This window comes from Xanthomonas sp. WHRI 7945 (genome assembly GCF_035026585.1).
The window spans coordinates 14317-35695 of sequence record NZ_JAYIQP010000007.1 but is presented as its reverse complement, the minus strand read 5'-3'; the positions used below and the strand labels follow the sequence as shown (position 1 = coordinate 35695).

Genomic DNA, 21379 nt, shown 5'->3' with positions numbered 1-21379 from the left:
CCCGGCTACTTTGCCTGGGTCCCCTGCACCGGCTCGGCGCCCAGGCTCGAGGTCGGGCTGACGATCATCACCGTCTCGGTCGAGCCGTCCGGCCAGACGATCTGGAAGGTGCTGCCGGGCGGCAGCGTGGAGAACGGCATGCCGCTGCGCGCGCGGTAGATCGCCGCGACCTGTGCGGCGCCGGCGCGGCGCAGGTCGGGCGCGGCATGCGCGGTGGTCAGCTCGACCTTGGACAGGCCGCGATAGCGCTGCTCGCTGGTGTCGATCAGCAGCAAGCCGGCCGCCGCCGCCGAGTAGGCGACCAGGGCCAGCACCCAGAACCAGAACTTGGCGCCGTGCAGCCATTGCCGGTATTTCATGAGCCTGCTCCTGTCCTGCCTACCAGACGGTTGACCATGTCGTTCATCGTGTCCGTGCCTTGCCGCGGCACCGCGGCGTCGAAAACAAAACTGCTGAAATCCTGGGTCGGGTCCTGCGCGCAGATCCCGCCGTTGGCGCAATAGCGGGTCATCAACTCGCTGTCCGGGCCACAATCCAGCCCCAGCCGGCATGCCGCCAGCTGCCAGGCCAATTCGGTGAAGGCGGTGCCGGCGATGCGCTCGTCCAGGCTGTCGTCGCCGCTGGCGGCCAGGCCCATCGCCGGCGCCAGTGCCATGTACGCATCGGGATCGCCGGAGGCGCGGACCCGTTCGACCAGGTCGCGCTTGTAGTCGGCCGAGGGCTGCAGGGGCTGCCCCAGCGCTAGCAGCGCCGCCTCCGCAGCCAGGTTGCCACCGCGCGCGGCCTGCACGCGCTGGGCGACGATGGCCTGGCGGGTCAGGCCGTCGCCGGGCACGAAGCCGGCGCAGCGGCTGCCGACGCGTGCGCGCGCGGCGACCATGCGTGCCGAGGTCGGCAGCCGCGCCGCGTCGATGGCGCGGGTGTCGGCGGCGAAGCCGGCCGGATCCATCGCATAGCCGGCGCAATAGTCGTAGATGCGGCTGAGCAGCCAGGACGCGTCGGCATCGCCCTGGGCCACGGCGGCGGACAGCTGCTGCGCCGAGCGGTACAGGTCGGGACTGCGCTCCAGCGCGGCGCGGCGGTCGAGCGGCAGCGCCTGCACCGACGTCGACCGCCGGCGGTCCTGGGTCGGCACCGCCACGGCGTCGGGCGTCGCCATCGCCGTGGCGGCGGCCGGCGGCGCCGGCGCGGCCACCGGCAGCGCGGCGCGATACGCGACCACGCCGAGCAGCAGCGCAGCGGGCGCCAGCAACAGCCAGGTTTTGCGGGACACGGCGAGGGGCATGCGCGGAGGCGATAAGGGCGACAGGCGGCAATGGCGGCAAGCCCTTGGAACCGGCGGCCGCGCAATGTCGCAGTCTAGCGCAGCCGATGGCGGCCCACGACATACGGGAGCGGCCGCGGGGTGGGGCGGCGCCGCAGCCGAGCCGCTGCGGCGGTCGTCTAAGATGCGCGCTCATTCCTCCTCGTGCCCGACCGATGCCGTTCCTCGAACTGACTGTGCGCTGCACCGACGCCACCCAGCCCCGCTACGAGAACGCACTGGAGGACGTCGGCGCGCTGGCGGTCACCCTGCTCGACGCCGAGGCCGACACCAGCAACGAGCGCGCGATCCTGGAACCGGGCGTCGGCGAGACCCCGCTGTGGGGCACGCTGGTGCTCAGCGCGCTGTTTCCCGCCGAGCAGGACGCGTTGCTGCTGCTGGCCGCGCTGGACGCGTTCGACCCGGGCCTGGACTGGGCCCAGGCCACGTTCCGCAAGGTCGACGACCAGGACTGGGAACGCGCCTGGCTGGACCAGTTCCAGCCGATGCGCTTCGGCGCGCGCACCTTCATCGTGCCGTGGAACCACGACCTGCCGGAGGAGGCGCGCGGCGCCGAGGCCGCCGTGGTGCGGCTGGACCCGGGCCTGGCGTTCGGTTCCGGCACCCACCCGACCACCGCGCTGTGCCTGCGCTGGCTCGACGCCCTGGCCGCCGACGGCGCCCTTGCGCAGGCGCGCGTGCTCGACTTCGGCTGCGGCTCCGGGATCCTGGCGCTGGCCGCGCTGAAGCTGGGCGCGGCCGCGGCGGTGGGCGTGGACAACGACCCGCAGGCGCTGCTGGCCACGCACGACAACGCCGAGCGCAACGCGGTCGGCGCGCGCCTGGCCGTGCACCTGCCGGCCGACGAACCGCCGGCGACCTACCCGGTGGTGGTCGCCAACATCCTCGCCTCGGCGCTGGACGCGCTGGCGCCGACCCTGGCCGAACGGGTGGCGCCGGGCGGGCGTATCGCCCTGTCCGGCATCCTGCACGGCCAGGAACAGGAGCTGCTGCAGCGCTACGCGCCGTGGTTCGAGCAGCTGCGCAGCGAACAGGACGGCGACTGGATGCGCATCGACGGCGTGCGCCGCGGCTGAGGCCGGCACGCCGCCGTTGCCCTGGCCGTGCGGGCCGGTACGTTCAGCGCCGCCCTGCAGCCAGGCTGCGGATCGCCACCGTCAGCAGCGCCGCCTCGGCGTGGATCGCCAGCACCCGCGCACGCGGCCGCCAGCCCTGTGCGCGCAGGCGGCGTTCGTGCCAGCGATGGCCGCGCCACGCCTGCGGCAGCCGCCAGGCCAGCTCCAGTGCCAAGGCGAACACCGCCGCTGCGCCCAGCGCCTGCACCAGGACGATCCAGGCCGCGGCGTGCGGCAGCAGCCATAGCGCCACCGGCAGCCGCGCCGGCGGCGCGGGCGGATACGGCAGCGCGAACACCTGCCACGACCAGCCCTGCCTGACCGCGCGGCGGCCGTCGCCGGCGTCGGCCCAGATCCGGTAGCGGCGCACGCCGATCCCCGGCGGCGGCCGCGGGCGGCGCTGCGCGCACAGCGGCGCGCGGGCGAAACGGGGGTGGCGGGCGTCCCGCGGGTGGGCATCCTGCATGTGCATCGGCGCGTCCTGGTCCATGGCAGCGGTCGGTCTGGGCGATCCCTGGCGGGCGGCGCGCATCTTCACCACGCCCACCCGTCACGGTTGACAGTATCAACAACAAAGCGGCGATTGAAAGCCGTACGAACCAACTTCTCCAGTCGACGCGGCTATATCTCGCCTCCCCTGCGGAGGTGAGCGTGAGCAGCAAGCTGTACGAACGGGTGCGCGAGGCGCGCAAGCTGACCGGTCTCACCCAGGAAGCGCTGGCGCTGGACCTGGCGGTGACCCGCAGCGCCGTGGCGCAGTGGGAGATGGCCGACGGCACCGCGCCGGCGGTGGAACACCTCATCGCACTGGCCCGCCGCAGCGGGCTGACCTTCGAATACCTGGCCACCGGCCGCGGCGAACGCGTGTTCGGCGAACCGCTGTCCGTGGCCGAGGAAGCCGCGCACTACCGGCAGCTGTCCGACCAGCAGGCGCGCCTGCTCGACGGCTTCGAGACCCTGAGCCCGCGCCAGCGCGCCGGCCTGCTGGACCTGATCGGCGCCGGCCGGAAGCGGCGCTGAGCGGCACAGACCCAAGCCGCGTCCGCGCGCCCTTGTAGGAGCGGCTTCAGCCGCGAGACGGAGCTGAGCGGAGTGCCTGTCGCGGCTGAAGCCGCTCCTACAGGACGCGGGAACGCCGCCCGGCCCTGCAGCCCGTTCCCGCGCGTGCTTGAATAGCGCTCTCGTTGCCGCCGCCGTCGTCCCCGCGCATGCCCGATCCCACCCCGCCCCGCCCCAGCCTCGCGACCCTGCTGCGCCAGCCCGATCGGCCTGCGCCGGACCAGGCCGATGCCGCCGCGCCGGCGGACGCGGACCCGGGCGCGACCGCCAGCGCAGGCGGTGATCCCGGCACCGGTACCGGCGCTGCGCCCCACGCCGAACCCGCGCCGGCACCTCCGTCCGCATCTGCGCTGGTGCCCCAGGCGGGGACTGAGGCGGACACGGACGCATCGCTCGCCGCCGCGGTGTCCACGCCGCCACCGCCCGCTTCCGAGGCCGGTGAGTCGAGCGCGTCGCGCGCCGGCGCATCGGCTTACGAAGTGGACGCAGCCCTGGAGCAAGACCCCGAACTCGAGCCGACGCCATCGCCAGAACCGGCCCTCACCTCCGCCACGACGCCCATCGCGCCCAGCTTCATGCAACCCAGCGCGCCGCGCCGGCCGGTGCTGCGCGCCGCGCGGTGGCAATGGATCGCGCTGGCCGGGCTGGGCCTGCTGCTGGCGCTGCAGATCCTGATCGCCGACCGGCAACGGCTGGGCGCCGACGCGCGCTGGCGGCCCTGGGTGGCCGGCGTGTGCCAGGCGCTGCGCTGCAGCCTGCCGCCATGGCGCGAGCCGAGCGCGTTCACCATGCTCAGCCGCGAAGTGCGGCCGCTGCCAGGCCGCGCCGGCACGCTGCAGATCCAGGCCACGTTCCGCAACGACGCGCGCTGGGCGCAGGCCTGGCCGCTGCTGCAACTGTCGCTGGCCGACGCCGACGGCCGCACCATCGGCAGCCGCGTGCTGCGCCCGGAGGAGTACCTGGGCCGCACCCGCCCCGACGCGGCGACGCTGGCGCCCGGGCAGAGCGCGCAGGTGGCGTTCCAAGTGCGCGAACCGGCGGCGGAGACCGCGGCATTCAGCTTCGACTTCCACTGAAACGCTGTGGCACCACGATCCGCGATGGCAGCCGGGCAGGCCACGCGCTAGACTCGTCCCCCCGCGCCGGCCCTCCAGCCCTCCGGCGCCGCCGTCATCCGGGGACCCGTCGAACTTGAACGCTGCCACCACTCGTCCTGACTCCAGTCGCGGCGCGCCGAAGCCGCCGCTGCGCGAACACGTGGCGCAGTCCGTGCGCCGCTACCTGCGCGACCTCGATGGCTGCGACGCCGACGACGTGTACGAGATCGTGCTGCGCGAGATGGAGATCCCGCTGTTCGTGGAAGTGCTCAACCACTGCGAAGGCAACCAGAGCCGCGCCGCGGCGATGCTCGGCATCCATCGCGCGACCTTGCGCAAGAAGCTGAAGGAATACGGGTTGGCGTGAGGCCGGGACTCGGGACTCGGGACTCGGGACTCGGGACTCGGGACTCGGGACTCGGGACTCGGGACTGCAGGATGCTGTGCCGGAGCAAATTCCCGTCAAGCGATTTGATGCAAAAAAGGCCGCTTTTTAAGAAAAAGCGGCCTTTTTTTTTGCGGCTCCGGCGCGCCGCTTTTCTGTAGGAGGGGCTTCAGCCCCGATGCCTTACCGGCAACGCGTCGGAGCCCCTTCCACAGAACAGCGCAAATGCGGCGAACTTGCGAAAATCCCGAGTCCCGAGTCCCGAGTCCCGAGTCCCGAGTCCCGAGTCCCGAGTTCCACTCACACCCACCCATACCGAATCAAGTGAAAGAACACCGGCGCGGCGAAGCACACCGAGTCCAGCCGGTCGAGCACGCCGCCGTGGCCTTCGATCATGTGGCCCCAGTCCTTGATGCCGCGGTCGCGCTTGATCGCCGACATCACCAGGCCGCCGAAGAAGCCCATCAGGTTGGCCACCAGCGCCAGCGCGAACGCCTGCAGCGGCGAGAACGGGGTGATCCACCACAGCGCCGCGCCGAGCAGGCTCGCCGACAGCAGGCCGCCGACGAAACCTTCCACGGTCTTGGACGGCGACAGCTTCGGCGCGATCAGGTGCTTGCCGATCAGCTTGCCCCACACGTACTGCAGCACGTCGGAGGACTGCACCACGATCACCAGGAACGCGAACAACAGCAGGTTGCGGCCTTCGTAGCCGGGGATCTCCAGGTTCAGCAGCGCCGGCACGTGCGAGATGCAGAACACGCAGATCATCAGCCCCCACTGCACCTTGGCGGTGCGTTCCAGGTAGCGCGTGGTGTCGCCGCCGATGGTGGCCAGGATCGGCAGCACCAGGAACGCGTAGACCGGGATCAGCAGCGTGTACAGGCCGTACCAGCCGCTCCACACCAGCCAGTACTGCCACGGCAGCACGATGTAGAACGCGGCCAGCAACGCGTAGTAATCGCCGCGCCGGGTCGGCGCCAGGGTGATGAACTCGCGCAGCGCGAACAGCGACACCAGCGCGAACAGCACGATCACGCCGATGCGCCCGAACACGAACGCCAGCGCCACCACCGCCGCCATCACCCACCATGCGCGGATCCGCGCGACCAGGTTGTCCAGCACCGCGGTCGGGCGTTCGCGCGCGCGCCAGCGCAGCGTCTCGGAGATCAGCGTGGCCAGCAGCAGCACCGCGGCGATGCCGAGGAACAGCCAGATGGTCTGCTGGCGCAGCGAGGATTGCTGCAGGTGGTCGCTGAAGGCGATCGGGTTCATCGCGCGGCCTCCATCTGTTCCGGCGACAGCGCCAGCAGCGCCGCGCGCGTGCGTTCCAGGAACGCCTGCTTGTCCTCGCCGGCGTCCAGACGCAGCGGCGCGCCGAAGGTGGTGGTGCACAGCAGCGGCAGCGGCAGCCACTTGCCCTTGGGCATCACCCGCTTCAGGTTGTCGATCCACACCGGCACGAATTCCAGTTCCGGCCGGTTCCGCGCCAGGTGGTAGATGCCGCTCTTGAACGGCAGCACGCCTTCGTCGGTGTTGCGGGTGCCTTCCGGGAACAGGATCAGCGAGCCGCCGCCGTCGACCGCTTCGCACAGGCAGTCGATCGGATCGCGGGTGCGCTGCGCGGCCTCGCGCTCGATCAGCACGCCGTTGAACACCGCGTGGATCAGATAGCGGCGCAGCGCGTCGCGTTGCCAGTAGTCGGCCGCGGCCACCGGCCGCACCTCGCGCCGCAGCGACGCCGGCAGCGACGACCAGATCAGCACGAAGTCGCCGTGGCTGGCGTGGTTGCCGTAGTACACGCGGCGCTCGCTGGACGGCATGCAGCCGCGCCAGAACGCACGCGCGCCGGTCAGGGTGCGGATCGCGGCGCTGCAGCCGCGGGCGATCAGACGTTCGATCATTTCCACTCCAGTTCGCGCACGATGGCGCGCAGGCGGATCACGATGGTCAACGCGGCGCCGCCGATCAGCAGCGCCAGGGTCAGGACCAGGAAGATTTCGGCGATGGCACTACGCTGCAGCAGCAGCGCGGCGGCCGCCAACAACGCCGCCAGCGACAGCCAGTGCATGCGCTGCACCCGCGCCATCGGCCCCTGCACCGGCTCGCGCACGCCGCAGGCCAGGCCGAGCATGCGCACGTAGGCGGTGCCCACGCACAGCAAGGCCGCCGCCCAGCCCAGCTCGGCGCCCCAGCTCAGCACGTGCTGCAGGCCGTAGCCCACGCCCAGGCATACCAGCACATCGGAGAGCCGATCCGGCGCCTCGTTGTAGACCTCGCCGGCGCGGCCGATCATCTGCGCCTGCCGCGCCATCAGCCCGTCCAAGCGGTTGCACAGCAGCCGCCCCTGCAGGGCGAGCGCGGCCAGCAGCAGCAAGCCGGCCGCGTCGCGCGGCGGCTCGCGCCAGGCCAGCGCGAACATCAGCGCCGCCAACGCGGCGAAGCCGGTCGCGGTCCAGGACAGGCCGTTCGGCGTGGCGCCGCGCGCGCGCAGCGCCGTAGCCAGGCGTGCGCGCCACTGCGCGCAGCGTTCGCGCATGCTCGGTCGTGCCATCAGTCGCCTCCTCCGCCGCAGCCGCCGCAACCGCTGCTGCAACTGCTGCCGCCGCCTCCATCGCCGCCGCTGCTGCCGCTGGTGCAGCTGCTGCCGCCACCGTTGCCACTGCTGGCGACGATCGGCGTGCGCAACGCGTGGTAGTCCGCCCATGGGGTCCCCAGCAGCACGCCGGTTCCGGCCAGAGCCAAGGGCGACGCCAGGTGCAACGCCTGCGGCGCGGGCGCCGATCCGGCGCCTGCGCGCCATGCCTTGTCGCGCTCGGCGAGCAAGCACTCGCCGGCGACGCTGCGCCGCGGCGGCGTCAACAGGAAGCCGAGCGCGAGCATCGTCACCAGCACCATCGCCGCGACCAGGAAGCCGACCGGGCGCTGCAACTGCAGGCCGATGTCGATCTTCAGCGCACCGGCGATCCACAGCGCCAGCAGCGGCGCGGCGCCGAGCAGACGCGCGCACCAGGCTTGCCCGCGGCCGAGCAGCAGGCGCTTGCCGATCAACGCCTTGCGCAGCGGCGACGCATCGTCGCGCAATGCCTGCAGCGCCAGCGGCAATTTCGGGTTGGCGCGCACCAGCAGCAGGGCGCGCTGCAGCGCCGCCGGCACTGCAGCGTCCGTGACCTGCAGCTGGGCCGCGTCGCGGTGGCTGCCACGCAGACTCGACGGCGCCAGTTGCACTGCGTCGCACGCCATCAGCAAGGCCAGTTGCATGTCCGCCACGCGCTCGCTGCCGCCGGCCAGGAACGCCAGTTCGGCGTTGTCCACCTGCCGGACCGCGCGCTGCTGGCCGAGGCCGCGCACCGCGCGCCGCAGCCGTGCGGCCAATGCGCAGGCCAGCCCGATCGCCGCCAGGAACAGCAGCAGGAACGAACCGCCGCGCCAGTGCAGCGGCGAGGCGGCGGTGTTGATCGAACTCAGCCACCCGCCCAGCAGCAGCGTCGCCAGCAACCACAGCCACAGCGCTTTGCCGCCCTCGCTTGGCATCGGCCAACGCCGCGCCGGGACATCGCTGCGCAGCCACGGTTGCGGCGCTGTGGCATCGCCCGGCGCCGGCCAGCATGCCGCCGGCGGTTCGCCGAAATGGTGGCGGTAGCGCGCCAAGGTGGTCCGGTACTGCAGCGCGTGGCGGTCGGCGTCGGCGGCGTCGCCCCGCCCAGGTCGGTGGTGCAGCGTGGTCTGCAGCACGTCCGGGCAGAACCGCTGCCAGTATTCGTGGGTGTCGGTGAGGTGGGTATGCCAGACCTGGTCGATCAGCGTGCTGGGCGTGACTTCGGCGTCGGCGCTGCTGCAGGCCAGGAAGCAGAAGCGCCGGTATTCCTCCACCGCCTGCGCGGCTTCGGCCAGGGAGACCTTGGCTTCCTTGGCCACGCGGCGCACGAACACCGGCAACGCGTCGTCGTCCTCACCGAAACGGTAGGCCTGCAGGCGCTGCCACAATGCCTGTTGCGCGGCATCGGCATGGGAAAGCGGCGCCGGATCGGCGGATGCGGTCATGGTCTGCGCTCCGTCATGCGAACTGCGCCGCGATCGGCGCCGCCAGCAGCGCCGGCAGTTGCAGCGCCAGGCATGCGACCTGCCGCAGCAGCAAGCCACGCATGCCGCGCCAGCGTGCCGACCAGTCGCGCGGCGGTGGCAACTGCCGCAGCAGGCCGAGCCGGTGCAGCGCGGCGTCCAGATCGGCGCCGGCCTGGTCGGGATCGGCTTCGGCCAGCACCGCGTCGAGCAGCGCCACGTCCAGGCCGACGCGCGCGGCCCAGTACCGTTGCAGCAACCCGGCCAGCACGCTGAGCAGGCACAGCGCCATTGCCAGCGCTGCGCCGGCATTGGCGTACCACGCGCCCAGCAACAAGGCGACGGCGAGCAGCGTCAGCGACAGCCGATCCAGCGGCGCCGCCTGCCGCAGCAGCGCGGCCATCGTGCGCAGCTGCAACCGCGTGCTCATGCCGGCTGCTCCAAGGCCTGCAGCGCTGCGGCCGGCGCGGCGCATGCGGCGGCGATGGCGTCGCGCTGCGCGGGACCCAGCACGACCCGCGATGCGCGCGCGCGCAGCAGCGCGAGCGCGTCATCCAGTTCCGCGGCGCGCCCGCTGTGCAGCAGCCAGGTGGCGACCGCGGCGGCGCTGCGCGAATAGCCCAGCGCGCAGCACACCAGCACCGGGCCGTGGTGGCGTGCGGCCTCGATCGCGGCGGCGGCGGCGCGCAAGGCATCGGCGGGTGGCGCGACCAGGTCCAGCATCGGCACCGTGCGATCGTGCGCACCGACATCGCGCAGCGACAGTTCGGCGCTGACGTCGACCACCGCGGCGAAGGCCGCGCGCTGGCCGCGACCGGGCACGCGTCCCAGCCAGACGCCGTCGGCGATTTCGCGCGGCGCCGGATCGCGCCGGGTCCAGGCGCGCGAGTTGAGCCAGGCCGCGGCCAGGTACGGCGCGTACAGCCAGCGCGCGGCCAGGCTGAGGCGGCCGTCGGTGCGCTTCTGCAGGCCGAGCGCGCCGAGCAGCGCGTAGTCGAGCGCGACCAGCAGCAGCGACAGCGCAGGCCACAACAGCCACCAGCCCGCGCCGCCGATCGCCCAGGCCAGCGCGACGCAGGCAGCGCTGCCGGCCAGGTAGGCGGCGGCCAGGCGCCAGCGCGCTGGATCGCGCGCCAGTGCCAGCGCGCTCCACGGCGGCGCGATGCGCTGCGGCCACAGCCATACGCACAACCAGCCCGCGGCCAGGCCGGTGGGAATGTCCAGGAAATGGTGCTGGTAGGTGGTCAGCACCGAGATGCCGATCAGCGCGAACCAGGCGTGCAGCACGCCGCGCGCCAGGCCGTGCAGATGCTGCGCATAGCGCACCCACAGCACCACCAGCAGCACGATGTGCAGCGACGGCGCCTGGTTGAACGGCTTGTCGAACCCGAGCAGCACCGCGAACAGCCAGCCGAACACGCCCTCGCTGGGCGGCCGTTCGAAGCTGAAGCGCAGCGGCCACAGCAGGAAACAGCCCACCGCCAGCAGTTGCGCGGTCAGCAACCGCTTGGCGTGGGTGTCCAGTTCGGCGCGGGTGCGGCAGACGAAGAACGAGGCCACGTAGAACAGGTCGATCGACCAGTACGGCACGATCGTCCACGGCCAGAACGGGATCTGCGTTTCCCACGCGAACGGCAGCGACGGCACGCCCGCGCGCCGCTCGGCCAGCGTGTTGGCCAGGCCGTAGCTGAGGAAGAAGAACGGCCCCAGCAGCGCCAGCCATCCCAGCGCCCGCCGCCACGGCCGCGGTGCCGCTTCGCTCACGGCGCGATCCGCTGCGCCAGCGACACGGTGAAGATGCCCCATTCGTCGATGCGTTGCTCGAGCTTGCGGAACCCGGCCGCGCGCACCAGCTCGTCCATCTCCTGCTGGGTACGGCGGCGCATCACCCAGGCCGCGCCGCCGCGGTGGCTGGTCAGCGCGCGGGCGATGAACTCCAGCTGCGGATGCCAGGGCTGGCCGGTGTAGGCGAGATAGCCGCCCGGCTCGACCGCGGCGGCCACGCCCTGCAGCGAGCGCAGCACCTGGTCGTTGTCGGGAAACAGTTCGTACAGGCCCGATACCACCGCCAGCGTCGGCCGCGGCTGCAGGGCCGCCAGCGCGTCGCGGTCGAAGGCGTCGCCCTGCTCGAATCGGGCGATGTCGGCGGCGCCGAGCTCGGCGATCAGCGCGCGCCCGCGCTCCACGTTCAACGCGCTGAAATCGCGCAGCGCGATCGCATCGGCACGCTGCTCGGCGCCGGCCAGCGCCTCCAGCACGTAGCGGCCGTGGCCGGCGGCGATGTCGAGCACGCGCACCGGCGCGCCGGCCGCGCGCAGGCGCTGCATGGCCAGGCGCAGCAGTTCGTGCAGGTGGGTGCGGCGCACACGGATGCCGCGCCAGCCGATCGCATCGAGATAGTTGCGGTCGATGAAGCGACCCAGCGGACCCTTGCCGATGGCGCGGTCGCGATACACGTAGTCCAGCGTGCTGCCGGAATCGAAGCCGGTCTGCAGGCCCAGCGCGACGCCTTCGGACAGGGTGCCGCCGAAGCGCAGGTTGGCGCGCACGAAGCGCCAGCGCAGGTCCTGCAGGCTGTATTTTTCCGGCGGCCAGGACAGCCGCTCGGATTCCTCGAAGGTCGGCCCGCGCCGGTGCGCCTGCAGCAGGCTGGGCAGCGCCGGCGCCTCGGCGAAGCGCTCGCGCACGAAGCGGCGGATCTGCGCCAGCGCCGGCGCGCGGTCGCGCTCGCCCAGGGTGTCGTGGAAGAACCCCGGCAGCAGGTGGCGCTCCTTCACCGGCGAGGACAGCCGCTCGTAGAAGCGGTCCTGCGGGCCGCGGTGCACGACGAAATCGTCGCCGGACACCAGCAACTGCACCGGCACGGTGATCGCCTGCGCATCGCCGACCACGCGGTCGGCCGCGGCGTACACGCCCAGCAGCACGCGCACCGAGATCGGCCGGGTGATCAGCGGATCGTCGCGGTAGCTGGCCACGCGCGCCGGGTCGTGGGTCAGCCACTGCGGCTTGACGTAGCTGTTGACGAAGAAATTGCCGCGCAGCTTGTGCATCAAGGCGAGCCCGGGCCGCGCGAACGGCACGTACAGCTTGACCTTGAACGCCGGCGAGGCCAGTACCAGCGCGCGCAGCGGCGGCGCGTAGTCGTGCACCCAGGTGCTGGCGATCACCGCGCCCACGCTCTGCGCGATCACCACGATGTCCTGCACCGCGATGCCGTGCGTGGCGCCGATGTGGGCGATGAAGCTGTCCAGGTCGCGCACCAGCGCCGGGAAGCCGGGCGCATCGCCGCGCACGCCGGGCGAGCGGCCGTTGCCGCGCGCATCCCAGGCGAACATCGCGCAGTCGTCCAGGCCCAGTTCGTCGGCCAGGTGCAGCACCCGCCCCGAATGCTCGTGGCCGCGATGCAACAGCACCACCGCGCGCGGTTGCGCCGCTGGCGCCGTGGCCGGCCAGTGCCGGTAGAACAACCGTGTTCCGTCGAAACTGCAAAACTCGCTTTCGCTGACCTGCCGCATCCGTTGCCGATTCCCTGTCGTGGTACCGCTGTTGCCGTGAGTGTCGCTATCGCATCCGTGTCGTGGCTGTGGTCCGCGTGCCGCGGTTCAGCGCGAGGCCGCCTCGCGCAGGCCGGCGGCCACGCGCCGCAGCACCGTCGCCGCGCACAGCAGCGCCAGCACGATCGCGAACCCGTCCACCGTCTTCGCCCCCACCCAGCCAGCGGCCAGCAGCAGCCCCAGCAGGCCGATCGCAAAGGCGCGATCGCTCTTGCCCATCGGTCCGTCGTAGCGCCGTCCGGCGCCGACCATCAGCCCCAACACCCCGGCATACTCGGTCAATGCCGCCGCCAGCGCCAGCGCCCACAGCCAGCCGGCGCTCGCGCCGGGCACGCTGGCCAGGCTCAGGTACAACGCCGCGTCGGCGATCACGTCGCTCAATTCGTTGAGGTAGGCGCCCAGCTTGGACTGCTGCCCGAACTCGCGCGCCAGCATGCCGTCGACCGCGTTCAAGGCCATGCGCAGCAGCATCCACGCCGGCAGCAGCGCGTACCACAGCGGCTGCGCCGGCGCGCGCCAGAACACCCAGGCGGCGACCAGCAACGACACCGCGGCCGCGCCCACGGTGACCTGGTTGGCGGTCACGCCGAGCCGGTACAGGCCGCGCACCCCGGGTCGCAGCAGGTCCTGGAAGCGTCCTTTCAATGCGTAGATCGAAACCATTGCGGGGTCCTGAGGGTCCATGCCGGGGCGGCGCAGCCTACAATATCCACTCCCCGCTCCGATGTGTGCCCTGCCCCCATGTCCTCCGATTTCCTGCCCGTGCGCCGGGCATTGCTGTCCGTTTCCGACAAGACCGGCCTGCTCGACCTGGCCCGCGCGCTGGCCGCGCGCAACGTGGAGCTGCTGTCCACCGGCGGCACCGCCAAGGCGATCCGCGACGCGGGGCTGCCGGTCAAGGACGTCTCCGAACTGACCGGCTTCCCGGAAATGATGGACGGGCGGGTCAAGACCCTGCACCCGCTGGTGCACGGCGGGCTGCTCGGTCGCGCCGGCACCGACGATGCGGTGATGGCCGAACACGGCATCGCGCCGATCGACCTGCTGGTGCTGAACCTGTATCCGTTCGAGGCGGTCACCGCCAAGGCCGACTGCACGCTCGCCGAGGCGGTGGAGAACATCGACATCGGCGGCCCGGCGATGCTGCGCTCGGCGGCCAAGAACTTCGCGCGCGTGGCGGTGGCCACCGATCCGGCGCAGTACGCCGACCTGCTGGCCGAACTGGAGGCGCACGACGGCCAGCTGTCGGCGGCCAAGCGCTTCGCGCTGTCGGTGGCCGCGTTCAACCGCGTGGCGCAGTACGACGCGGCGATCAGCAATTACCTGTCCACGGTGACCGACCCTGCGAGCGAGGTGCCGGTGCGCGCCGCGTTCCCGGCGCAGGCCAACGGCAGCTTCATCAAGGTCATGGACCTGCGCTACGGCGAGAACCCGCACCAGCAGGCCGCGTTCTACCGCGACCTGTGCCCGGCCCCGGGTTCGCTGGCGACGTTCGAGCAGCTGCAGGGCAAGGAACTGAGCTACAACAACATCGCCGACAGCGATGCGGCCTGGGAATGCGTGCGCCAGTTCGACGCGCCGGCCTGCGTCATCGTCAAGCACGCCAACCCCTGCGGCGTGGCGGTGGGCGCCGGCTGCGGCGACGCCTACGAACTGGCCTACGCGACCGATCCGACCAGCGCCTTCGGCGGCATCCTCGCCTTCAACCGCACGCTGGACGCGGCTACCGCCAAGGTCATCCTCGACCGCCAGTTCGTCGAAGTGCTGATCGCGCCGGACTACGAGGACGGCGCGCTCGAATACGCGAAGAAGAAGGCCAACGTGCGCGTGCTGCGCATTGCGCTGGCGCCGGCCAGCCGGGGCTTCATCGATACCAAGCGCATCGGCTCGGGCCTGTTGATGCAGACCGCCGACGACCGCGTGGTGACCCGCGACGAACTCAAGGTGGTGACCCGCCTGGCGCCGACCGAGGCGCAGTTCGCCGACCTGCTGTTCGCGTGGAAGGTGGCCAAGTACGTCAAGTCCAACGCGATCGTCTACGCCAAGGACCACCGCACCATCGGCGTCGGCGCCGGGCAGATGAGCCGGGTGTATTCGGCGCGCATCGCCGGGATCAAGGCCGCCGACGCGGACCTGGTGGTGGAAGGCTCGGTGATGGCCTCCGATGCGTTCTTCCCGTTCCGCGACGGCATCGACGCGGCCGCGGCCGCCGGCATCAAGGCGGTGATCCAGCCGGGCGGCTCGCTGCGCGACGGCGAGGTGATCGCCGCCGCCGACGAACACGGCATCGCCATGGTGTTCACCGGCGTGCGGCATTTCCGCCACTGAGCGGCCAAGGAATCGAAAACGATGAAACGCACTCCATTGCGCCACGGCCTGCCGCTGCTGCTCGCGCTCGGCATGGTCGCGTGCAAGCCGACCGCCGCACCCGCTCCAGCCGCAGCGCCGGCCGCACCGGCAGCGACCGCGGCGCCGGCGCAGGCCGCGCACGTGCCGCGCACCGAGCGCCTGCAGGCCTTCCTGCAGACGCGCTACGGCAAGCAGGCGCGCCTGTCGGAAAGCTGGTCCGGCCAGGCCGATGGCCAGGCTGTGCAGAGCGAGGTCTGCGCCGAGCAGCCGGTGGTGGTCGGCAGCCAGATCCAGCAATTGCTGGCGGTGTGCCATCGGCTCGACGACGGCGGCCATGCCAATCCCGGGCTGATCGACTTCCTGATCCTGCGCGACGACGGCCAGGGCCTGGCGGTGGTCGCCGAGAAGCTGGCCGACGGCTTCGGCAGCGACGGCGATCCGGGCGCGGTGGACATCCTGCGGCTGGGCAGCGATTTCTACGGCTTCGTGGTCTACAGCAGCTGGATCGGGCAAGGCCTGGTGCTGGAATCGCAGGACCTGGTGCTGCCCGGCCCCAAGGGCCTGGTCAACGCCGGCTCGGTGCGCCAGCACATCGACAACCAGGGCGCGCTGGACTGCAGCGACGAAGGCCGCGATCCGCAGCAGACCGCCGCGCAGTGCCAGGCGGAGCTGTTCGACGTGGATTTCAAGCTCGCCGTGGACGACAGCGATCCGGCCGCGCGGGTGTGGCCGGTGACCATCGAGGAAACCGGCATGTCCTGCGGCAAGAAGCTCGGCACCACCCAGGTGTTCGCGTTCGACGCGGCCCGCTGGGCCTATCCGTTCCCCGATTCGATGCAGCGCGAAGCCTGCGAATAGCCCTCCTTCGACATCACGAGACACGCCTTGAAAATCCTCGTCATCGGTTCCGGCGGCCGCGAACACGCCCTGTCCTGGAAGCTGGCCCAGTCCCCGCGCGTCAGCGACGTGCTGGTTGCCCCGGGCAATGCCGGCACCGCCACTGAACCCAAGTGCCGCAACGTGGCGATCAAGGTCGACGACCTGGACGGCCTGCTCAAACTGGCGCAGGACGAAGCGGTGGCGCTGACCGTGGTCGGCCCGGAAGTGCCGCTGGTGCTGGGCGTGGTCGACCGCTTCCGCGCCGCCGGACTGCGCATCTTCGGGCCCACGGCCAAGGCCGCGCAGTTGGAAGGCAGCAAGGCGTTCGCCAAGGAATTCCTCGCCCGCCACGGCATCCCGACCGCGTTCTACGAAGTGCATACCGAGGTGGACGCGGCGCTGGCCTACGTGCGCGCCAAGGGCGCGCCGATCGTGGTCAAGGCCGACGGCCTGGCCGCGGGCAAGGGCGTGATCGTGGCGATGACCCTGGACGAGGCCGAAGCGGCGGTGCGCGACATGCTGTCGGGCAATGCGTTCGGCGACGCCGGCGCGCGCGTGGTGATCGAGGAATTCCTCGACGGCGAGGAAGCCAGCTTCATCTCCATGGTCGATGGCGCCACCGCGCTGCCGATGGCCACCAGTCAGGACCACAAGCGCGTCGGCGACGGCGACACCGGCCCCAACACCGGCGGCATGGGCGCGTATTCGCCGGCGCCGGTGGTCACGCCCGAGGTGCACGCGCGGGTGATGCGCGAGGTGGTGGAACCGACCGTGCAGGGCATGATCGCCGACGGCGTGCCGTTCACCGGCTTCCTGTATGCCGGGCTGATGATCGATGCCAGCGGCGCACCCAAGGTGATCGAGTTCAACGTGCGCTTCGGCGACCCGGAGACGCAGCCGGTGATGCTGCGCCTGCAGTCGGACCTGGTGGAGCTGGTCGAGGCGGCGATCGACGGACAACTGCATGCGACCGAAGCGCAGTGGGATCCGCGTCCGTCGCTGGGCGTGGTGCTGGCGGCGGCGCCGTATCCGGAATCGCCGATCACCGGCGAGGCGATTTCCGGCCTGGAGCAGGTGCCAGCCAGCGCCAAGGTGTTCCATGCCGGCACCGCACTGGATGCGCAGGGCCGCGTGCTCAGCGCCGGCGGCCGTGTGCTGTGCGTGGCCGCGCTGGGCGACAGCGTGTCCGACGCGCAGCGCAATGCGTATGCCGGCGTGGCGCAGATCCGGTGGCCCAGCGAATTCCATCGCAGCGACATCGGCTGGCGCGCGATCGCGCGCGAACGCGGCGCATAGGCCGCACGTAGCCCTCTGTAGGAGCGGCTTCAGCCGCGACAGACCCTATACGCAGGGATCCATAGGATCTGTCGCGGCTGAAGCCGCTCCTACAGGTTGCACCATCGGTATTCGAGGACATTCCATGGCACTGGATCCCGACCTCCACGCCCAATTCCGCGAGTTGGCGGCGCAGACCGACGGCATCGATACCAAGGTCTACGCAGACTATGACAAGGATCCGCTCGAGCCGATCATCGGCCTGGGCCGCCGCAACGCGCGGCTGTGCTTCTTCGGCCGCGACCCGGGCCGCAGCGAGGTCGAACACGGCGAACCCTTCGTCGGCAGCGGCGGGCAGCTCGTGCGCAAGGCGCTGTACCGGCATCTGCACGACGGCCAGCCGATGCCGGATTTCGCGGCCTCGCTGAAAATCGGCCGCGACTTCTTCTGGATCAACACCGTGCCGTACAAACCGCTCGGCAACAAGGCCTGGTCGATGCAGGTGAAGCGACGCTTCCATCCGCTGATGCGGCGCCTGCTGATCGAGCAGTGGCGCGGCCGCGACATCGTCACCCTCGGCCGCGAAGCCTTCCTGTGGTTCGGCATCGACCAGCCCAAGGAGGTGCGCGCGCAGCTGGACGCATTCTGGGCCGACGATGCCCGCTTCAACATGAGCCTGGAGGTCGACCTGCAGACCGAGCGCGGCACGTCGCGGCGCTTCGCCCTGCACCCGCTGCCGCATCCCTCGCCACTCAACCAGACCTGGTTCAAGCGCTTTCCGGAACTGCTTGAGGCGCGCCTGCGGCAACTGCGGATCTGAGAGGACGGGACTGCGCGACGCGATGCGCCGGGCGCCAGCGTTGCGTTATCGTGTCGCCGTGCCGAAATCCTCGATCGAATCGCGCCTCAGCCGCCTGTGGGCCCACGAAAAGGCCAGCTACGGCCTGCGCGTGTTCATCGCCCTGGGCGTGGCGATGGGGGTGTGCTGGCAGCAGCAGCAACTGACGGCGCTGCCGGCGATCTTCCTCGGCGCCATCGCCAGCGCCATCGCCGAGACCGACGACAACTGGCTGGGCCGGATCAAGTCGGTGCTGCTGTCGCTGCTGTGCTTCGCCGCGGCCGCGGCCGCGGTGGTGCTGCTGTTCCCGTATCCGCTGGCGTTCGTCGCCGGCATGGCGCTGTCCACCTTCGCCCTGACCCTGCTCGGCGCGCTCGGCGAGCGCTACGCCTCCATCGCCCAGGCCACGGTCGCGCTGGCGATCTACGCGATGATCGGCATCGACCACGGCGGCCGCGCCGGCCACGTCGGCGGCAGCGCCTGGCACGGCATCGGCCTGTTGATGCTCGGCGCCGCCTGGTACGGGCTGCTGTCGATCCTGTGGACCGTGCTGTTCGCCAACCGCCCGGTGCGCGAGCGGCTGTCGCGGCTGTTCTTCGAACTCGGCCGCTACCTGCGGCTCAAGGCCGCATTGTTCGAACCGGTGCGGCAGAGCGACCTGCACGCGCGGCGGCTGGCGCTGGCCGAGCAGAACGCGCAGGTGGTGGCGGCCCTGAACGCGGCCAAGACCGCGATCATGAGCCGCTTCGGCCGCTCCGGCCGGCCCGGCGTGCAGTCCGGCCTGTACTTCCGGCTGTACTACATGGCGCAGGATTTCCACGAACGCGCCAGCTCCTCGCACTATCCCTACGAAGCGCTGACCGACGCGTTCTTCCACAGCGACGTGCTGTACCGCTGCCAGCGCCTGCTTGCCCTGCAGGGCAAGGCCTGCGCCGCGCTGGGCGAGGCGATCCGGCTGCGCCAGCCGTTCGAGTACGGCGAGCAGACCCAGCTGGCCACCACCGACCTGCGCCAGTCGCTGGACTTCCTGCACGCCCGCGCCGATCCGCGCCAGACGCGGCTGCTCGGCTCGCTGGAACTGCTGGTGACCAACCTGCAGAGCATCGAGCGGCGGCTGTCCGAATCCGCGCAGTCCGACACCACCAGCGACACCCTCGACACGCGCCTGCGCGACTCCTCGCCGCACACGCTGCGCGAAATGCTGGTGCGCATCGGCCAGCAGTTGACCCCCGGCTCGGTGCTGTTCCGGCACGGGCTGCGCATGGCGATCGCGCTGGTGGTCGGCTACGCCATCATGCAGGCCATGCACGCCAGCAACGGCTACTGGATCCTGCTCACCACCGCCTTCGTGTGCCGGCCCAACTACGGCGCGACCAGGCTGCGCCTGGCGCAGCGCATCGCCGGCACCCTGATCGGCCTGGGCGCGACCTGGGCGCTGATGCAGCTGTTTCCCGGCACCGAGCTGCAGCTGCTGTTCGCCCTGGCCGGCGCACTGCTGTTCTTCGTCACCCGCACCGACCGCTACATGCTGGCCACCGCGGCGATCACGGTGATGGCGCTGTTCTGCTTCAACCTGCTCGGCGACGGCTTCGTACTGATCTGGCCGCGCCTGCTCGACACCCTGATCGGCTGCGCGATCGCCGCGGCGGCCTCGTTCCTGATCCTGCCCGACTGGCAGGGCCGCCGCCTCAACCAGGTGATGGCGACCGTGCTGGCCAGCTGCGCGCGCTACCTGGCGCAGGTGCTCGAGCAATACCGCAGCGGCATGCGCGACGACCTGCCCTACCGCATCGCCCGCCGCGACATGCACAACGCCGACGCCGCGCTGTCGGTGGCGCTGTCCAACATGCTGCGCGAACCCGGCCGCTACCGCCGCAATCTGGATGCCGGCTTCCGCTTCCTGGCGCTGTCTAACACCTTGCTCGGCTACCTGTCGGCACTGGGCGCGCACCGCGCCGCGCTGGCCGGCGAAGCCGACCCGGCCATCGACCGCGCCGGCGGTTACCTGCAGGACACCCTGGGCGCGATCGCCGACGCGCTGGCGCAGCGCCAGGCGCTGCCGCCGGCCGACGAATCGGCCGAGGTGGCGATGGCCGATGCGCTGGAACACGAGGACGGGATCGACGAAGCCAAGCGGCGGCTGGTGCGCAACCAGCTGGCGCTGACCCTGCGCCTGCTGCCCAAGCTGCGCGCCGCCGCGCATGCGGTCACCGCTCCGGCGTCGGCGCCAACGCCGCCTTCTGCGGTGCCGGCCGCACACTGATGCCCATCCACAGCAGCGCCGCCACCGCCAGCGCCACGCCGCCGACCACCACCCCGCGCCAGCCGGCGTAGGCGTAGGCCGCGGTGCCGAGGCTGGAGCCGATCGCGCCGCCGATGAAGTAGCAGGTGACGTAGGCCGAGGTGATGCGGTTGCGCGCCTTCGGATCCAGCTGGTAGATCACGTGCTGGTTGCCGATGTGCACGCCCTGCACCGCCACGTCCAGCAACAGCACCCCGGCGATCAGCAGCCACAGCGAGTGCGGCGCGGCGGCCAGCAGCAGCCACGACAGCAGCAGCATGGCCAGCCCGCCCCAGCCCACCCAGTGCCCGGCGCCGCGGTCGGCGAGCTTGCCCGACAGGTTGGCGGCGAACGCGCCGGCGGCGCCGATCAGGCCGAACAGGCCGATCGTGGCGGTGCCGTAGCCGTAGTCGGGGCCGGACAGCAGGAACGCCAGCGTGGTCCAGAACATGCTGAACCCGGCGAAGAGCAGCCCGCCCAGGATCGCCCGCGAACGCAGCACCGGTTCGTCGCGCAGCAGTGCCAGCACCGAGCCGATCAGGTGCGGATAGGACAACCGCGGGTTGCCCGGATGCCGCGGCAGCGCGCGCCACAGCAGCGCCGCCACCAGCAGGATCAGCGCCGCGGCCACCCAGTACACGGTATGCCAGCCGCCGGCGCCGGCCAGCAGCCCGGAGACGGTGCGCGCCAGCAGGATGCCGAGCAGCAGCCCGCTCATCACCGTACCGACCACCCGCCCGCGCTCGTGCGGCGCGGCCAGGGTGGCGGCGAACGGCACCAGGATCTGCGCGGCCACCGAGCTCAACCCGGTGACCAGGGTGCCAACCAGCAGCAGCGCGAAGCTGCTCGAGGCGGCGCTGATCAGCAGGCCCACCGCGCTGAGCGCGTACAGCCCCACGATCAGGCTGCGGCGCTCGAAGCGGTCGCCCAGCGGCACCAGCAACAGCAGGCCAGCGGCGTAGGCCAGCTGCGCGGTGGTGACCACCGCGCCGGCGCTGCGCACGTCGATCGAGAAGGTCTGCGCCAGCACCTCCAGCAGCGGCTGCGCGTAGTAGTTGCTGGCCACCGCCAGGCCGGTGGCGGCGGCCATCAGCAGCACCAGGCCACGGTGCATCGGGGCGTGCGGGGAGGTGTCCATGAGCGGGAATCCAAGGGGGAGCG

At 71.5% G+C, this 21379-nt stretch carries 21 protein-coding genes; 9 read left to right on the top strand and 12 right to left on the bottom strand.

Annotation, left to right across the window (positions count from 1 at the left end):
- Positions 1 to 5: 5 nt before the first annotated feature.
- Both VDQ83_RS07630 and VDQ83_RS07625 read right to left on the bottom strand, forming a co-directional pair.
- Positions 6 to 359, bottom strand: coding sequence for a hypothetical protein (locus VDQ83_RS07630; protein ID WP_263396945.1), 354 nt, complete (start codon positions 357 to 359; stop codon positions 6 to 8).
- Entirely contained in the window at positions 356 to 1285 is a 930-nt protein-coding gene (locus tag VDQ83_RS07625; RefSeq protein ID WP_455434442.1) for a hypothetical protein, read from the bottom strand. The genes VDQ83_RS07630 and VDQ83_RS07625 overlap by 4 nt, the downstream gene beginning before the upstream one ends.
- 194 nt (positions 1286 to 1479) lie before the next feature.
- Here VDQ83_RS07625 and prmA point away from each other — a divergent pair, with 194 nt between their 5' ends.
- Positions 1480 to 2400, top strand: coding sequence for a 50S ribosomal protein L11 methyltransferase (gene prmA, locus VDQ83_RS07620; protein ID WP_455434441.1), 921 nt, complete (start codon positions 1480 to 1482; stop codon positions 2398 to 2400).
- Between the two features lie 43 nt (positions 2401 to 2443).
- Here the strand turns inward: prmA and VDQ83_RS07615 are convergent, their stop codons facing one another.
- Positions 2444 to 2929, bottom strand: coding sequence for a hypothetical protein (locus VDQ83_RS07615; RefSeq protein WP_455434440.1), 486 nt, complete (start codon positions 2927 to 2929; stop codon positions 2444 to 2446).
- 161 nt (positions 2930 to 3090) lie between these two features.
- On the opposite strand from VDQ83_RS07615, the gene VDQ83_RS07610 reads away from it, so the two are divergent.
- From VDQ83_RS07610 to fis, 3 genes are all read left to right on the top strand, one after another.
- Positions 3091 to 3459 (top strand): helix-turn-helix transcriptional regulator, encoded by a 369-nt coding sequence (locus VDQ83_RS07610; protein ID WP_263396941.1) that lies wholly within the window; start codon positions 3091 to 3093, stop codon positions 3457 to 3459.
- 614 nt (positions 3460 to 4073) lie between these two features.
- Positions 4074 to 4574, top strand: coding sequence for a DUF3426 domain-containing protein (locus tag VDQ83_RS07605; RefSeq protein WP_455434439.1), 501 nt, complete (start codon positions 4074 to 4076; stop codon positions 4572 to 4574).
- Between the two features lie 115 nt (positions 4575 to 4689).
- Entirely contained in the window at positions 4690 to 4962 is a 273-nt protein-coding gene (gene fis / locus VDQ83_RS07600) for a DNA-binding transcriptional regulator Fis (protein WP_003471008.1), read from the top strand.
- A gap of 318 nt (positions 4963 to 5280) precedes the next feature.
- Here the strand turns inward: fis and VDQ83_RS07595 are convergent, their stop codons facing one another.
- The 8 genes from VDQ83_RS07595 to VDQ83_RS07560 all read right to left on the bottom strand — a co-directional run bounded on the left by VDQ83_RS07595 (position 5281) and on the right by VDQ83_RS07560 (position 13259).
- On the bottom strand, positions 5281 to 6255 hold the full coding sequence (locus VDQ83_RS07595) for a phosphatidate cytidylyltransferase (protein ID WP_263396939.1): 975 nt from the start codon (positions 6253 to 6255) through the stop codon (positions 5281 to 5283).
- Positions 6252 to 6884 (bottom strand): lysophospholipid acyltransferase family protein, encoded by a 633-nt coding sequence (locus VDQ83_RS07590; protein ID WP_455434438.1) that lies wholly within the window; start codon positions 6882 to 6884, stop codon positions 6252 to 6254. The genes VDQ83_RS07595 and VDQ83_RS07590 overlap by 4 nt, the downstream gene beginning before the upstream one ends.
- The gene (locus tag VDQ83_RS07585; protein WP_455434437.1) at positions 6881 to 7534 is read right to left on the bottom strand and encodes a CDP-alcohol phosphatidyltransferase family protein; all 654 of its coding nucleotides are present in this window, start codon (positions 7532 to 7534) and stop codon (positions 6881 to 6883) included. Before VDQ83_RS07585 ends, VDQ83_RS07590 begins: the two co-directional genes overlap by 4 nt.
- Complete coding sequence (locus VDQ83_RS07580) at positions 7534 to 9024, bottom strand: TIGR04222 domain-containing membrane protein (RefSeq protein ID WP_455434436.1); 1491 nt, start codon at positions 9022 to 9024, stop codon at positions 7534 to 7536. Before VDQ83_RS07580 ends, VDQ83_RS07585 begins: the two co-directional genes overlap by 1 nt.
- Before the next feature lie 13 nt (positions 9025 to 9037).
- Positions 9038 to 9472, bottom strand: coding sequence for a hypothetical protein (locus tag VDQ83_RS07575; protein ID WP_455434435.1), 435 nt, complete (start codon positions 9470 to 9472; stop codon positions 9038 to 9040).
- Entirely contained in the window at positions 9469 to 10806 is a 1338-nt protein-coding gene (locus VDQ83_RS07570; RefSeq protein WP_455434434.1) for a phosphatase PAP2/dual specificity phosphatase family protein, read from the bottom strand. Before VDQ83_RS07570 ends, VDQ83_RS07575 begins: the two co-directional genes overlap by 4 nt.
- Positions 10803 to 12557, bottom strand: coding sequence for a bifunctional alpha/beta hydrolase/class I SAM-dependent methyltransferase (locus VDQ83_RS07565; RefSeq protein WP_455434433.1), 1755 nt, complete (start codon positions 12555 to 12557; stop codon positions 10803 to 10805). The genes VDQ83_RS07570 and VDQ83_RS07565 overlap by 4 nt, the downstream gene beginning before the upstream one ends.
- Before the next feature lie 87 nt (positions 12558 to 12644).
- Positions 12645 to 13259, bottom strand: a complete 615-nt coding sequence (locus VDQ83_RS07560) for a CDP-alcohol phosphatidyltransferase family protein (RefSeq protein WP_455434432.1) — start codon at positions 13257 to 13259, stop codon at positions 12645 to 12647.
- 78 nt (positions 13260 to 13337) lie between these two features.
- Between VDQ83_RS07560 and purH the strand changes: the two genes are divergently transcribed.
- The 5 genes from purH to yccS all read left to right on the top strand — a co-directional run bounded on the left by purH (position 13338) and on the right by yccS (position 20200).
- On the top strand, positions 13338 to 14924 hold the full coding sequence (gene purH, locus VDQ83_RS07555) for a bifunctional phosphoribosylaminoimidazolecarboxamide formyltransferase/IMP cyclohydrolase (protein ID WP_455434431.1): 1587 nt from the start codon (positions 13338 to 13340) through the stop codon (positions 14922 to 14924).
- A 21-nt stretch (positions 14925 to 14945) separates the two neighbouring features.
- Complete coding sequence (locus VDQ83_RS07550) at positions 14946 to 15803, top strand: hypothetical protein (protein WP_455434430.1); 858 nt, start codon at positions 14946 to 14948, stop codon at positions 15801 to 15803.
- A 27-nt stretch (positions 15804 to 15830) separates the two neighbouring features.
- Complete coding sequence (gene purD / locus VDQ83_RS07545) at positions 15831 to 17120, top strand: phosphoribosylamine--glycine ligase (protein WP_455434429.1); 1290 nt, start codon at positions 15831 to 15833, stop codon at positions 17118 to 17120.
- Between the two features lie 124 nt (positions 17121 to 17244).
- A complete protein-coding gene (locus VDQ83_RS07540) occupies positions 17245 to 17919 on the top strand; it encodes a uracil-DNA glycosylase family protein (protein ID WP_455434428.1) in 675 nt (224 codons plus the stop codon).
- 22 nt (positions 17920 to 17941) lie between these two features.
- Positions 17942 to 20200, top strand: a complete 2259-nt coding sequence (gene yccS, locus VDQ83_RS07535; protein ID WP_455434427.1) for a YccS family putative transporter — start codon at positions 17942 to 17944, stop codon at positions 20198 to 20200.
- Here the strand turns inward: yccS and VDQ83_RS07530 are convergent.
- Positions 20145 to 21356 carry an MFS transporter gene (locus tag VDQ83_RS07530; protein ID WP_263396924.1) on the bottom strand — a complete coding sequence of 404 codons (1212 nt, stop codon included), beginning with the start codon at positions 21354 to 21356 and terminating at the stop codon, positions 20145 to 20147. The genes yccS and VDQ83_RS07530 overlap by 56 nt on opposite strands.
- Positions 21357 to 21379: the final 23 nt, after the last annotated feature.